Below are 14,979 nucleotides of genomic sequence, written 5' to 3'. Positions count from 1 at the left end.
GACATCAATCGGCTGAGTCGCTTAGAGTCTCTACCCGCCGTTCGATCGCCTGGGACATGGTTTTGTCAGTCAGGTGGGCATACACTTCTGTTGTTTCTGTCGAAGCGTGCCCCAGTTGTTCCTTTGTTTTGTAAATATCATTTTGTAAATAATAATCAGTAGCAAAGGAATGACGAAGCTTATGCACGGTAAGGTAAGGCTTACCGAAACGCTTGGCGTACTTTATGATCATTGCCTGAATCGCTCTTTTGGTCATCCGTTTGCCTTCTGTACTCCCGTTAGGACGTGTGACAAAGAGAGCCTTTTCTTTTTTTGGAGCGCGGTAACGGGTATGTCTCAGGGACAAATAAAGTACGAGATCATCTTTGGATTGCTCGCGGAAATACACCGGCGTTTTAAAGGTTTCGTCGTTATTGCCTTTGCGATACACATATAATAATTTATTGTTTATGTCTAAATCATCCAGATTCAGATTGACGATTTCAGATACGCGCAGGCCTGAGTTCAAAATGAGGCTGGCGATGCAGGCATCCCGTTCCTTATTTAGTTCATAGGAGTATAGCGCCTGCTTATTATCGGCCAAATCCTGACCATAGCCTTCATAAATATAACCGATGAATTCAAGCAATTCTTCCTCTTCCAGTATTTTACCTTTAAGCTTGGCCGCCGTATCCTTGGGTTTATGTATACGCTTGATTTCGACCTTGGCCATAATGTTGCGTTTGAGCAATGGATAAAAATTTTCATCCTCAGCGATCTGACTTAAATAATGAAAAAGCGAACGCAGAGACGACAGCTTACGTGAAATGGTTATACGGGAGTTGGAGCCTTCGAGCTTAGTAGACAGAAATAATCGAAAGCCTGTAATACTGTCCATGTGAAGTGTCTCCAACTCTTCAAGTGTAACTTGGGCATTCGTTTCTCCGGCAGACAAGCCTTCCGAGCGAAGCCATGAAAAGAAAGCTTCGTAATCCCGCACATATTCTAGTAGTGTGGAAGGGGACAGGTCGGGCAGCTTATAATCCATAAATTGCTGCACGTACCATGGTAATCCCGGCATTTTTTCATCTAGTTTGCGCCGGTCGATGATCTTTTGTATATTCATTGGGTTCCACCTCGTCCGGTCATAATATATATGTATTTTAGCATATTTTGAACAGCACTGGATGGGATGTAATTCGAAGTTAAAGAACGGATTGAACCGCCAAGAGAGGTGAAAGTATGGGGTATAATATCAAATCGGAACTGAAGCTGTCTATTAAGAGTGTACCGGAGTCGCAAAAGGACATTATTGTACAGCTCATGCAATTTTATTTATACGATTTTACAGCCTATCTGCGAATTGATGTCACTGAGAAGGGGACATTCCCGGCTTATCCAGACTTGTATCAATATTGGACGAGCGGCGAACAGAAGTTGCCTTTTCTGATTTGGAGACAGGATGTTCCTGTGGGCTTTGCACTCGTTGACCGAATGTCCAGCAATCGAGAAGCTGACTACTACATGGCTGAGTTCTTTGTACTTCGTCCTTATCGGCATAATGGGGTTGGGACTTGGGCGGCTCATGAGCTGTTTGGACGTTTTAACGGACGCTGGAAGGTGACCCAGATGAGTACGAATAGGCCGGCACAATCCTTTTGGCGTAAGGTGATTGGAAGCTATACGAAAGGTGAGTACAGGGAACAGACACATCCCGTAAGAGGAAACATTAGTCAGTTTTTCAATACCTGAAAAATTCTAAATAGATAAGTTAGTAATGAAAAAGAGTTGGGGAGAGTATCCTATCGGCTCTTTTTTGTTGTAAATTCAAGTCTTCTATGATAAGAGAGCTACATTCTACAGGCTGTTCATGGTAAGATAAGGATAGAAGCATATAAATTCAATAGGAAAAGAGGGTATTATGCTAGAAAAATGGGTTCAGGAATTAAAAGATGGTGAACAAGAGCTGATTGCGTGGAGAAGACATCTACATCAGCATCCCGAGCTTTCTTTTGAAGAAACGAATACATCTGCTTTTATCGCCGATCAATTGCGCTCTTTTGGTATTGAGGTAAGAACGAATGTGGGTGGAAACGGTGTGCTCGGGTTTTTAGAAGGCGGTCAGCCAGGTAGAACGATTGCATTTCGTGCTGATTTTGATGCACTTCCTATTCAGGATGAAAAGGAAGTGCCTTATAAATCGACCGTTCCGGGTGTTATGCATGCCTGCGGGCATGATGGTCACACGGCTGCATTACTTGGAGTGGCACGCGTGTTGAGCCATAACCGTGAGGCGCTGAAGGGAAAGATTGTGTTTATTTTTCAACATGCAGAAGAAAAACCGCCTGGCGGAGCCAAGTTTATGATTGAGGATGGCTGTCTGGAAGGGGTAGAGGCGGTATACGGTATTCACCTCGCGTCTGAAATTCCTTTTGGTAAAATTGGATTAAAGAGTGGGCCTGCGATGGCGGCTGTCGACGCGTTTACGATCCAGATCAACGGTAAAGGCGGGCATGGCGCACGACCGCACCAGACGGTAGACTCTATTGTTATCGGCAGTCAAATTGTGAACGGGTTGCAGCAGGTGGTTAGTCGCAGGGTGGACCCTATTGAATCAGCAGTGTTAACGATTGGGGTATTTCAAGCTGGAACTGCCTTTAATGTGATTGCAGATAAGGCCAAAATTGAAGGGACTGTACGTACGTTTAATAAGGAAGTGCGTAAGGAAGTCGAGAATGAAATTCGCAGTATCGTCAAGGGGTTGACTGAGGCTTATCATGCCGGATACGAAATGGACTATTTGAATGGCTATCCTTCTTTGGTGAATGCCGAAGTCGAAACGGAACGTGTACGCGAGCTCATCGGCAGACTGTATGGAGCAGACGCTTTTTTGGATTTGAAGCCGGTCATGGGAGCAGAGGATTTTGCCTATTATTTGGAGCAACGACCGGGAGCCTTCATTCATGTAGGTGCCCGTAATGAGGATGAACGAACGCATTTTGCTCATCACCATCCTCACTTTGATTTTGATGAGCGGGCATTGCTCGTCTCAGGGCATATTTTTTTAGCTCTGGCGCTTGAATACTTGCAATAATATGCATTTGTTTATGACTAAAGCCAGTATTAACGGAAGTAACGGAAGCTGGAACCGCGCATAGCGCGGTTTTTTTGTTGTAAATCCAAGTATTTTGACACCCATAAAGAATGAAAATAAAGTAATTAATTCACTATGTGAAAAATTCATAATAGAAATAAATAAAAGGTGTTAACTCTGAAGGAAGTCTAAACCTCATACTATAAGCTGCGGAGCAGGAGATAATATCGCATGATCTTGATTTTTCGTACAAGGAAATGAAAAAAAGATGACGAATCTATTGAGCATGACAACAGTGTAAGCGCTAACAAATTGGGTGTTGCACTATATTTATTGGGATGAATGGGGGTGAGTCTAAGAGAACATTTGTCAGAATTGTGAGAAGCAACGATAACGATAGGAACGAATTCGTATATTCAAATGATTATGAAGAAGGAGGTTGAATTCATTGACTAAGGCAAAAAACAGGTTGAAGATTGCTTGTTTGGCGCTTGTGGTAGCGGGTGCTTCCTGGACAGGAATGATAGCGCCGACTCATGCTGCTTCAAGTGACGATTACAGTTGGAAAAGTGTCGTTACGGGTGGAGGTGGTGGTTTTGTACCTGGCATTATTTTTAATGAAACGGAAAAAGACCTGATCTATGCACGTACAGATATTGGAGGGGCTTACCGGTGGAATGCTGCCAATGAGAGCTGGATTCCGCTGACGGATTCTGTGGGCTGGGAGGATTGGAACAAAAATGGTGTCGATGCACTAGCAACTGATCCTGTTGATCCAAACCGTGTATATATAGCTACAGGTACGTATACTAATTCATGGGATAAACAAAACGGGCAAATTATGCGTTCCACCGACAGGGGCAATACGTGGCAGACGACCAAGCTTCCTTTTAAGGTGGGGGGCAATATGCCGGGGCGCTCGATGGGGGAACGTCTGACGATTGATCCAAATAGGAATAATATTTTGTTCTTTGGAGCTCGAAGTGGTAATGGACTATGGAAAAGCTCTGATTTTGGAGCAACTTGGAGCAAGGTGAGCAGTTTCCCAAATCCAGGGACGTATGTACAGGACCCTTCCAATGAATATACCAGCGACATTGTCGGTTTAGCCTGGATCACCTTTGACAAAAAAACAGGCTCTTCGAGTAAAGCAACGCAGACGATCTATGTAGGTGTAGCAGATAAAAAGCAAAGTGTCTATCGCAGTACAGATGGCGGGACAACCTGGTCTGCTATAGCGGGACAGCCTACGGGCTATTTGCCACATCACGGTGTGTTATCAACGGACGGCAATCTATATATTTCTTATAGCGATGGAGCCGGTCCATATGACGGAACAAAGGGTGAACTGTGGAAATTGAATACAGCCAGCGGGCAGTGGACTAACATTAGCCCCATAGGTAGCAGTAGCGCGGACAATCATTTTGGATATGGTGGACTGACGGTGGATGCCCAGAAGCCAGGTACACTTATGGTTGCTACGTTGAATGCCTGGTGGCCGGATGAAACGATTTACCGCAGCACGGACAGTGGGGCAACCTGGAGTCCTATTTGGGAATTTGATGGTTATCCGTCTCGCAAGCTGAAATATAATCTGGATATAAGCGGTGCACCTTGGCTGACTTTCAATGCCAACCCGGCTCCACCGGAAGTATCGCCCAAGCTGGGGTGGATGATCGGTGATCTGGAGATAGATCCATTTAATTCAGACCATATGTTGTACGGCACCGGAGCTACGATTTATGGCTCTAAAAATCTAACCAATTGGGATAAAGGCGGAAAGCTGGATATTTCAGTAGCCGCTAAAGGGGTAGAGGAAACGGCGATTTTGGACCTGGTGAGCCCTCCAACCGGTGCGCCTTTGGTGAGCGCAGTAGGTGATGTCTCTGGATTCAGACATGACGATTTATTTAAGGCTCCAGCTAAAATGCTGGATAATCCGACCTTTACAAGCAGCGAAAGCATTGATTATGCCGAACTGAACCCTTCCTTTATGGCCCGGGTAGGTAAAGCAGATTACAAAAAAGATCCAAATGCCAAATCCATCGGTTTTTCCAATGATGGCGGAGCCAACTGGTATAAAGCAAATAGCGAGCCTTCAGGTACAGCAGGAGGAGGCAGTATCGCCGTAGCGGCTGATGGTAATGGCTTGCTGTGGAGTACATCAGACAAAGGTGTGTTTCACTCCAAAACTGGTGGCAACTCATGGACAGCAAGCACAGGGATTCCAGCGAATGCAAAGATCGTCTCTGACCGAGTGAACCCTAATAAATATTACGCATTTGCCTCCGGGAAAATATATGTGAGCACCAATGGTGGCGTATCCTTTACGCCTTCAGCGGTAACTGGCTTACCGACAGCAGGCAATGCTGATATTGATGCTGTACGAGGAGCAGAAGGAGATGTGTGGTTCGCCGGAGGCTCCGAGGATGGAGGTCCATATGGCTTATGGCATTCCAACGATTCCGCCGCTACGTTCACCAAGCTCTCTAATGTGCAGGAAGCGGATTTTGTAGGCTTTGGTAAGGCAGCGCCGAACCGCACGAATGCAGCGGTATTTATCGTTGGTAAAATGGATGGTACACGTGGATTTTACCGATCGGACGATGCTGGTGCAAACTGGGCGCGCATTAATGATGACAAACATCAATATGCTCGAGTGACCAAAATTATTGGGGACCCACGGGTTTATGGACGTGCTTATCTGGGAACGAATGGGCGCGGCATTCTGGTGGCAGATCGTGTGGGTGGTGATCAGCCATCTACCGGGCAAGCAAGTATTACACCAACGACTGCAACCTATGGAGTGAATAACAACAATACAGATATTACTGTCAAGCTAACACTTAACGGCAATACGCTAGAAGCGATCAAGCAGGGGAGTGTGGTGTTGAACAAAGGTGAAGATTATACGCTTAGTGAGGAAACAGTCGTTCTTACCAACAAGTATTTATCTAAACTTCCTAAAGGAGAGACAGCACTAAACTTCCATTTTAGTACAGGCAATGATGTGTTGTTTACGATTACGGTGAAAGGGGATACGCCAAGTGAGCCGGGAACAGGCGAGGGCGTTCTGAAGGTGCAAACCTTCAATGGGAATGTATCCACCACAAGTAATACAATCAGTTCCAAATTTAAAATAACCAATACGGGAACCTCATCCATTTCCCTAGCAGATGTGACATTGCGTTATTATTACACCATTAACGGGGAGAAAACACAAAATTTCTTCACGGATTGGTCGAGCGTCGGTACAGGGAATGTGATTGCTAGCTTCAAAACATTATCCAATGCGAAGCCAGGGGCAGACTCTTATGCAGAAATTGGGTTTAAATCGGCTGCGGGTTCTTTAGAGCCTGGTCAAAGTGTGGATTTGCAAACCCGGATATCCAAAGAGGACTGGAGCAGTTACACACAGACCGATGATTATTCATTTAATCCTACAGCAAACAGTTTACAAGATTCTGCTAAAATAACCGCTTATCTGTCTGGAAGCAAGCAATGGGGAATTGAGCCCTAAACCTTAATAAGGATAATCCTAAGTCAGCCACTCTAATGAGTGAGCTGGCTTTATTTTGATGACCTTGTTGTCCCGCATTCTTTTTTTAGGAAAAAGCAACGACAAGTTGAAAACAGCAACTAATAGAGATTCAAATTAGATAATATAATTATTTCATTATATGAAAAATTAACAATAGAAAAAAATCTTTCTCGCATACGATCTCAATAAAACAAACACACCACCTTAAGTAGAAAAAAGAAGCACCGACAGGAACGTATGTTCTTTTATCTCGAAAAAGAAACGCTCCTGTCCTTAGACAAAAAGCGTCTCTAATCCATTTTTTATATTATCATACACCTCAAACAAGATGCCGGGATACTGAAATTAACAGTGTCATCGTAATGACATTCATAATCGTTGAAAGTAATACTGTTTGTGCGGCAAAATCGGGTTCATTTTTATATTCTTCCGCCAAAATACTTGTATTAACTCCGGTAGGCATACCCGATGCAATGAGCAAGGCTTGAGCGGGAATCCCCTTAAGACCCAGCAGCAAGACAAGCAGAAAACCGACTATTGGACCAGCAATCAGGCGTAGTACCATACTGATGTACACGGCTGTACGGCGCAAGCGAAAGGGATATTGCACAATTTGTGCTCCCAAAGTAAGCAGAGCCACGGCAACCATCGACTGACTAATATAATTCAAAGGTTCAGCCAGTAAATTAGGCAACGGACTATGCAACAGATTTAGGAGCAAACCTAGTGCAAGTGCATAAGGTACAGGCATTTTCAAAAAATTAATTAAAATTTTTCGAGTGTTAGCCTTACCGTTCTGTACAACAAAAGTACCGTATGTAAATGTAACAAAGCTTTGAAAGGTCATAATCAGAGCCTGAACGGAAATGGCTAGCGGATCACCTTTGAACACCAACTGATTGATTGGTAGACCATAATTTCCTGAATTATCTAGCATTACACTGTTTGTAAAAGCTCCACGCATTCCAGGGCTGTATTTCAGCGATCTGGCGACGGTAGTACTGATTACGTACAGAATAGCTATGTACAAGGCATAAAAAAGTGAAACCTCACCCATGAGCATTAAAGAAATTTCCGAGTGATATAGACCCGTAAACACAACTGCGGGGGTGATATAATAAAAATTGATTTTAGCTAAGGTATACAAATCCAGTCGAAAATAATATTGCATGATACAACCAAAACCGATAAGTACAAAAATAGGTAAAACAACGTCCAAAAGAATGGTGCCGAACATGTCTGTTTCATCTTCTTTCTATTATGCGAATGTAAAGGCTGTTTCTTATAAATGCATGGGCATTTTCTCATTATACTGTGTAAATAGGTTAGGCGTATAATAAAATTTTATAGTGGTTTTGGTAATCTGGACTGCAGCTATAGTGGTGTCTCACACATTAAATAAAAAAAGATAAAAAATCAGCTTAGAGAAACCGTTAATACATCTAGGGACGATTGAGCCCGGTGTTTACTATAAGGAGGAATCGCATCATGAAAAACACTTGGACAGCTTTACTAGCGTGTATACTGGTCTTGGGATTGGCAGCGGGAACCGCTGAAGCCAAGCAGGGACGCGGAAATGATCAGGGGAACAAACAGGAAGCAAAGACGTCTGTTAAAGACGGGAATGAAAAGAGCGGGGAAGAGCTAATCAATCCCCATGACTCAGACAATGATCAGTCCAAAAAACAAAAGGACAAAGCATCCGGTAAAAAGGATGAAAACAGTAAAAAAGACAAACACGCAGAAATCAGAAAAACTGAACCTGTTGCAGTAACGGATGATACATACGGGGGGTCCAAAGACCATAATGGTCACAAGGGACGCAACGGTTACAAGGGTCTGCTTCACGCGGTAGAAAATACGAAGGATAAGCCGGCAGGAGCGGTTATTGCGAATCTGCTGCTTACGAAATACCCGGACCGTTTGACTTCGGAGCAGGTTGCTGAACTTGAATTGATCCGGAATTCTGGTAAAGCACTGACTGAGGCAGCTGAGCTACTGGCTGAAAACGGAAATGTGACAGATGCCGTTTACATGCAGGAGGAGGCGGTACTGGCTAATGTGTCCGATCTGGACAGCTACAAAAAGCTGGGTGAATTCTCGAAGAAGGCCGGACGGCCGTCGGGTATGAAGCTGTTCGTGAATGGTGAAGAATACGACGCCAAACCGATTAACCGCAATGGGACCACACTTGTTCCGTTTAGAACAGCTTCCGAAGCTTTGGATGCAAAGGTTTCCTGGGATCCGAAAGAAAAGGCTGTTACTGTCACCCGTAACGGCGTGTCCGTCAAATTATTTGTTAACAGTCCGAAAGCATATATTAACGGTCAGCCGTATTCTATCGAGCAGCCAGCATCCATAGTGGATGGGACGACAATGGTACCTGTAAGGGTAATCGGAGAGGCCTTGGGGACAAATGTTAAATGGGAGCCTGAGAGCCAGTCCGTTGTTGTATACGAGCAGCCAACAACACCTGCATCAACATCATAACGTGCTGTAACAAATATTTTGTAAACAAAAAGGGCCCCTGACTAAATGTCAGGCCTTTTTGTTTTACCTTGCAATGAATGATTCCGTATTCTTTTTAATGGTGAGAGGATAGATAGCCTTCATGATACTACCAAGCTATTCGCATTATGTGCTGGTCATGTGTACAATTAAATAGAGAACACTGACAAAAGGGAGTGTTATAGATGGATTTAGGATTAACGGGAAAAGCAGCCTTTGTTGCAGGTTCCAGTAAAGGACTCGGCAAGGCAAGCGCACGGGAGCTGGCACGCGAGGGTGCGAATGTCATCATTTCAGGACGGAACGAAGCAGAGCTTCAGCGGACGCAGGCGGAATTACTGGAAACAGCGAGTGGCCGCGTTGAATATGTAGTTTGCGATGTAACAAAACCAGAAGATATCTCCCAGGCCATCCGCCGTACAGCTGATTTGTTTGGCACCGTTGATATTTTGGTTAACAATGCGGGTGGGCCTCCTGCAGGTACCTTTGATGATTTTACTGATGAAGTGTGGATGCAGGCCTTTGAACAAAATTTACTTAGTCATATCCGGTTGATCCGTGAGGTGTTACCCTATATGAAAAAACAACAAAGCGGTAGGATATTAAATATTGCTTCTTCCTCAGTTAAGCAGCCAATTCCGGGACTAATCATTTCAAATACGCTACGTACTGGAGTCGCTGGATTGGCGAAAACATTGTCTCTGGAATTGGCTCCTCATAATATTCTGGTACATACTGTAGCACCGGGGAGAATTGCAACCGATCGCGTGCGTAGCTTGGACGAGCATCGAGCTGAGAAAACCCAGCAAACGACGGATCAGGTTCGAAAACAAGCAGAAGAGGGCATTCCATTGGGGCGGTATGGAGAGCCTGAAGAGTTCGGTAAAGTTGTTGCTTTTCTGGCGTCTTCAGCTTCATCCTATTTGACAGGGAGCACCATCCTTGTGGATGGCGGAATGATTAAATCGTTATAAAATAAAGAAGCGTGCCAGCCTCAGGTTTAATAGGGGGCTGGCACGCTTTTTTAAAATTTATTTAGGGAGTTGGAAATGTTCATTCAAGGACTGTTCAGCTCTCGCGGCCTGGAAGTTCACAACCCTCATCCGTACATACACCACCTGCATCCTGTTTGGACGAGCTGCCACTTATCATAGTGAAAGGTGAGCGTTCATCCCATGCTTTTTGAAGTGCGTCATGAAATACTTCCTCCGGCTGGGCACCAGAAACGGCAAATTTTCGATCAAATACAAAGAATGGTACACCCTGAACACCCAACTCAGCGCCTTCGGCTTCATCAGCTCTAACTTCGTCGGTAAAACGGTCACTGGCTAATATAGCAGCCGCTTCCTTTTGATCTAGACCAACTTCAGTAGCCAGCGCTGCCAGCACTTCATGATCCCCTGTATGCTTGCCTTCGATGAAAACAGCATGGAATAAGCGCTCGCTCAGCTCCAGCATTTTGCCTTGTGTTTGAGCCCAAAGTGTTAAGCGGTGAGCATCAAGAGAGTTTGTCGGCACCATGGCATGAATATTATACTCAAGACCCGCAGAGCGTGCATTTTCGTTCATTCGATCATTCATAGCCTGAGCCTCTTGCAGACTGACCCCATATTTAGCGGCTAGTTCTTCATTGATCGTTTTACCACTATCTCTCACAGCACCCGGGTTCAATTCGAAACTCTTAAATGTCAATTGCACCTCATCGTGATGTGGAAATTTCTGTAACACTTGCTCCAAACGGCGTTTACCAATATAACAGAACGGACACATATAATCAGACCAAACTTCAATATTCATCAGGGATAAGCCTCCATGTATACGTATTTTATTGTGTAACCGGGAGCATTGCTCCTCACTTTAGAATGTGTATAAAGGTGGAACTTCACTAGTTACAATAAGAATTATAAAGCTAAAGGATTTAACGTGCAAATAATTAATGCTTGTCAAAAAATTAATGCTGTGATATTTTATATGTGTAACCGGTTACACATTGGAGTTGAACCTACACTATGACAACAATTAAAGAAGTCGCCAGCTTTGCAGGGGTTTCCGTAGCAACCGTTTCCAGAGTTATCAATGAAACTGGATATGTGCATGAGGATACACGGCGAAAGGTTGAGGCTGCTGTGAAGCAGTTAAATTACAAGCCTAATGAAGTTGCACGTTCTTTGTATAAAAAGAAATCTAGATTAATCGGTCTTTTGCTGCCGGATATTACGAACCCTTACTTTCCCTTGTTAGCTCGTGGGGTGGAGGATCGAATGCAGGAAAATGACTTTCGGATTATTTTCGGTAATAGTGATGAAGATCGCCAAAAAGAATTGGATTACATGGATACTTTTGTTCAAAATAATGTCGTTGGTGTTATTTCTTCTACCAATGATCCCGATGCCGATTGTTACGCCAAACTGAAGATCCCGGTCGTTTTTCTCGATCGAACTTCCAGTGACAGCCTCTCCGTATATGCAGATGGAGCCCATGGCGGTTGCTTGGCTGCTCAAGAAATGGTTGCACGCGGCAGCAAGCAAATTACAGTCATGCAGGGCCCTGCACATATTCGTCCAGCACAAGATCGTTTTCGCGGGGCGGTTGAAGAGCTTCAGCAATCCGGAATTGCTTACCATGTGGTCGAGACAACGTCCTTTTCGTTCAAGGAGGCCGAGTCGTGGGCCAAAGAGCTGTTTAGCAAGTATCCCGATACGGACGGAGTTATCGCAAGTAATGATATCGTGGCTACAGCGGTGATGCATGAGGCACATAGATTAGGAAAGAAAATCCCGGATGATGTTCAAATTATCGGGTTTGATGATATACCATTAAGTAGTTTGTTATTCCCGCCTTTGTCAACGATCCGACAGCCTGCTTATGAAATGGGCTGGGAAGCAGCAGGACTACTCATTCAGTTGATTGAGCAGTCGCAAGTAACGAAGTCAAGTGTACCTAATCTTCATTCGAAAGTACTTACCTATTCAAGCATACAATTGCCCGTCAAATTTATAGAACGGGATACAACGAGAAGGGTGGATAATGATGGCTAAAATTTCGATTATCGGAAGCAGTTCTATGGATCTCGTAGTTACTTCGTCCAAACGTCCCGGTGCTGGTGAAACGGTATTGGGTGAAAGCTTCACAACCGTACCTGGAGGTAAAGGAGCCAATCAGGCAGTAGCCGCAGCACGACTCGGAGCCGACGTTACGATGATTGGACGAGTAGGGGATGATCATTTTGGGAAGCAGATTTTACGTAATTTTGAAGAAAATCATGTTCATACCGATTATGTGAAACCGGTTACACATATGGAAAGCGGTACAGCGCATATTATACTAGCTGAAGGCGATAACAGTATTGTCGTGGTAAAAGCAGCGAATAATGAAGTGACACCCGCCTATGTGGAAGAAGCGCTTGACGTCATCCGAAGTTCGGATATTGTGCTAATTCAACAGGAAATACCAACAGAAACGGTTGTTTACGTAAGCGAGATTTGTGCGAAATACCAGATACCCTTGTTGCTGAATCCAGCCCCGGCTCGTGAAGTGGAGGAAAGCGTAATTGCGAATGCGACCTACATTACGCCTAATGAGCATGAAGCTGCCATTATGTTTAAGGATTTAAGTCTTCAAGAAGCGCTGCGCAAATATCCCAACAAGCTGTTTGTGACTGAGGGCAGCAACGGTGTACGGTTCTTCGACGGAGAACAGGAAGTCGTGGTTCCTACTTATAAAGTAGAAGCTATTGATACGACAGGTGCAGGAGATACGTTTAACGCTGCTTTTGCAGTGGCTTTAGCTGAAGGAAATTCGCTGGCAGACAGTGTGAAATTTGCTAATCGTGCTGCGTCATTATCCGTTACCAAATTTGGAGCCCAAGGTGGAATGCCAACCCGTCGTGAAGTGGAGGAGCAAATATAATATGAAGAAACATGGAATCCTAAACAGTCATATATCCAAAATACTGTCGGATCTCGGCCACACTGACTATATTGTCGTGGCTGATGCTGGCTTACCTGTTCCTGAAGGCGTTACCAAAATTGATTTGGCCCTTAAACTGGGTGTTCCATCCTTTCAGGACGTCGTTGATGTCATTGCAGCAGATATGGTGATCGAAAAAGTAACGCTGGCCGAAGAAATCAAACAAGAAAATGAACAAGCATTACAGTATATTATGCACAACTTTGCAGGGGAGCAATTAGAACAGCCACAGATTAGTAAGCAAGTTGCCGTCATTGAGTTTTGCTCTCATGAACAATTCAAAGAGTTGACCCGTTATGCAAAGGCGATCATTCGTACAGGAGAGGCTAAACCGTATGCCAATTGTATTTTGCAGGCAGGAGTTCATTTTGGATAAATCAATGTTGAATAAAAAGGAGGGTACAGCATGCAGATTCAAATGAAAGGAATTCACAAAGCCTTTGGAACCAATCAGGTACTGAGTGGTGTTCACTTTGATCTTCGTGAAGGAGAAGTACATGCCCTCATGGGTGAAAATGGTGCAGGCAAATCAACGCTGATGAATATTCTAATCGGACTGCATCGGCGAGATGAGGGAACGATCATCATTGACGGCCAGGAAACCTATTTTGCTGACCCCAAAGAAGCGGAGCAAAAAGGAATTGCTTTTATTCATCAGGAACTGAATGTGTGGCCGGAGATGACTGTGCTGGAAAATCTGTTTATCGGCAAGGAAATGACATCCAAGTGGGGCTTACTAGATAGCTCCAAAATGAAAGCGCTAGCAAATGAACAATTCAGCAAGCTTTCGGTAAACCTTCCATTGAACGGTGAAGCAGGCGAGTGTTCAGTGGGTCAACAGCAGATGATTGAAATTGCCAAAGCACTCATGACAGATGCTAAAGTTATCGTGATGGATGAGCCGACAGCCGCCTTAACCGAACGGGAAATTCAGAAGCTATTCGAGGTTATTACTTCCTTGAAAAAAGTTGGTGTTTCGATTGTGTATATTTCACATCGGATGGAGGAAATATTCGCGATCTGTGATCGGATTACCATCATGCGTGATGGGAAAACGGTGGATACTCAGGCGATTCCCGATACGAATTTTGATGAAGTTGTACGGAAAATGGTAGGTAGAGAGCTGACTGAACGCTATCCGGTAAGAACGCCCGCTTTGGGAGAAGTGGTGCTGGAGGTCAAAAATGCCACGCATAAAGGCTTGTTTGAAAATGTGAATTTTACTGTGCGGTCTGGTGAAATTGTAGGTTTTTCAGGCTTGATGGGCTCGGGACGAACCGAGATCATGAGGGCGTTATTTGGACTGGATGCTTTGGATCGTGGTGAGATCCATGTACGTGGAAAAAAGGTGACTATTCGCAAGCCGGATGACGCGGTGAAACTAGGGATTGGCTTCATTACAGAAGACCGAAAAGATGAGGGCTTGGTTCTGGATTTTTCCATTCGGGAAAATATGGTGCTGCCAAATCTCTTCAGCTTTACCTCAAAAGGATTTATTTCAGGTAAAAAAGAGTTGGATTTTGTTAACACTTTAATTAAGCGCTTACAAATTAAAACCCAATCGGGTGAAACAACGGTTCGCAGTTTGTCAGGTGGTAATCAGCAAAAGGTGGTTATTGCCAAATGGGTAGGTATTGGTCCAAATGTACTCATTCTTGACGAACCGACGAGAGGTGTGGATGTGGGAGCCAAGCGGGAAATCTACCAGTTGATGAACGAGCTGACCGAACGTGGAGTCGCGATTATCATGGTATCCTCGGAACTCCCTGAGGTACTCGGCATGAGCGATCGTATTGTCGTGGTGCACGAGGGAAAGATCAGCGGAGAGCTGAGCAGGGAAGAAGCCACACAAGAAAATATTATGACGCTAGCTACAGGAGGACAGTGA

The 14,979-nt window shown here is 44.4% G+C and carries 12 protein-coding genes; 9 read left to right on the top strand and 3 right to left on the bottom strand.

Features of this window, described 5'->3' with window-relative positions:
* Positions 1-4: 4 nt before the first annotated feature.
* Positions 5-1,105 carry a tyrosine recombinase XerS gene (gene xerS, locus MKX46_RS03190; RefSeq protein WP_029517474.1) on the bottom strand — a complete coding sequence of 367 codons (1,101 nt, stop codon included), beginning with the start codon at positions 1,103-1,105 and terminating at the stop codon, positions 5-7.
* Between the two features lie 116 nt (positions 1,106-1,221).
* On the opposite strand from xerS, the gene MKX46_RS03185 reads away from it, so the two are divergent.
* The 3 genes from MKX46_RS03185 (at position 1,222) to MKX46_RS03175 (ending at position 6,593) form a co-directional block, all read left to right on the top strand.
* Positions 1,222-1,731, top strand: coding sequence for a GNAT family N-acetyltransferase (locus MKX46_RS03185; RefSeq protein WP_029517475.1), 510 nt, complete (start codon positions 1,222-1,224; stop codon positions 1,729-1,731).
* 169 nt (positions 1,732-1,900) lie between these two features.
* Entirely contained in the window at positions 1,901-3,073 is a 1,173-nt protein-coding gene (locus MKX46_RS03180) for a M20 metallopeptidase family protein (protein ID WP_029517476.1), read from the top strand.
* A gap of 448 nt (positions 3,074-3,521) precedes the next feature.
* Positions 3,522-6,593, top strand: a complete 3,072-nt coding sequence (locus MKX46_RS03175) for a X2-like carbohydrate binding domain-containing protein (protein WP_029517477.1) — start codon at positions 3,522-3,524, stop codon at positions 6,591-6,593.
* A 340-nt stretch (positions 6,594-6,933) separates the two neighbouring features.
* Here MKX46_RS03175 and MKX46_RS03170 read toward each other — a convergent pair whose 3' ends face one another.
* A complete protein-coding gene (locus MKX46_RS03170) occupies positions 6,934-7,851 on the bottom strand; it encodes an AEC family transporter (RefSeq protein ID WP_029517478.1) in 918 nt (305 codons plus the stop codon).
* Between the two features lie 251 nt (positions 7,852-8,102).
* Here MKX46_RS03170 and MKX46_RS03165 point away from each other — a divergent pair, with 251 nt between their 5' ends.
* Positions 8,103-9,104: a copper amine oxidase N-terminal domain-containing protein gene (locus MKX46_RS03165; protein ID WP_029517479.1), complete on the top strand. Its 1,002-nt coding sequence runs from the start codon at positions 8,103-8,105 to the stop codon at positions 9,102-9,104.
* A gap of 203 nt (positions 9,105-9,307) precedes the next feature.
* Positions 9,308-10,096 carry an SDR family oxidoreductase gene (locus MKX46_RS03160; RefSeq protein ID WP_029517480.1) on the top strand — a complete coding sequence of 263 codons (789 nt, stop codon included), beginning with the start codon at positions 9,308-9,310 and terminating at the stop codon, positions 10,094-10,096.
* 94 nt (positions 10,097-10,190) lie between these two features.
* On the opposite strand, the gene MKX46_RS03155 is transcribed toward MKX46_RS03160, so the two are convergent.
* Complete coding sequence (locus tag MKX46_RS03155) at positions 10,191-10,919, bottom strand: DsbA family oxidoreductase (protein WP_029517481.1); 729 nt, start codon at positions 10,917-10,919, stop codon at positions 10,191-10,193.
* 212 nt (positions 10,920-11,131) lie between these two features.
* Between MKX46_RS03155 and MKX46_RS03150 the strand changes: the two genes are divergently transcribed.
* From MKX46_RS03150 to MKX46_RS03135, 4 genes are read left to right on the top strand one after another with little or no spacing between them, the layout of a single operon-like run.
* Positions 11,132-12,160 (top strand): LacI family DNA-binding transcriptional regulator, encoded by a 1,029-nt coding sequence (locus MKX46_RS03150; RefSeq protein WP_029517482.1) that lies wholly within the window; start codon positions 11,132-11,134, stop codon positions 12,158-12,160.
* The gene (gene rbsK, locus MKX46_RS03145; protein ID WP_069011915.1) at positions 12,153-13,031 is read left to right on the top strand and encodes a ribokinase; all 879 of its coding nucleotides are present in this window, start codon (positions 12,153-12,155) and stop codon (positions 13,029-13,031) included. The genes MKX46_RS03150 and rbsK overlap by 8 nt, the downstream gene beginning before the upstream one ends.
* Position 13,032: 1 nt before the next feature.
* Positions 13,033-13,467 (top strand): D-ribose pyranase, encoded by a 435-nt coding sequence (gene rbsD / locus MKX46_RS03140; protein ID WP_340955546.1) that lies wholly within the window; start codon positions 13,033-13,035, stop codon positions 13,465-13,467.
* A 30-nt stretch (positions 13,468-13,497) separates the two neighbouring features.
* Positions 13,498-14,979, top strand: a complete 1,482-nt coding sequence (locus MKX46_RS03135; RefSeq protein ID WP_341070899.1) for a sugar ABC transporter ATP-binding protein — start codon at positions 13,498-13,500, stop codon at positions 14,977-14,979.

The organism is Paenibacillus sp. FSL P4-0113, assembly GCF_038009305.1.
GTDB classification, from domain to species: Bacteria; Bacillota; Bacilli; order Paenibacillales; family Paenibacillaceae; genus Paenibacillus; species Paenibacillus polymyxa_D.
The sequence above is the reverse complement of the archived record's forward strand: the minus strand, read 5'-3'. Positions and strand labels throughout refer to the sequence as shown.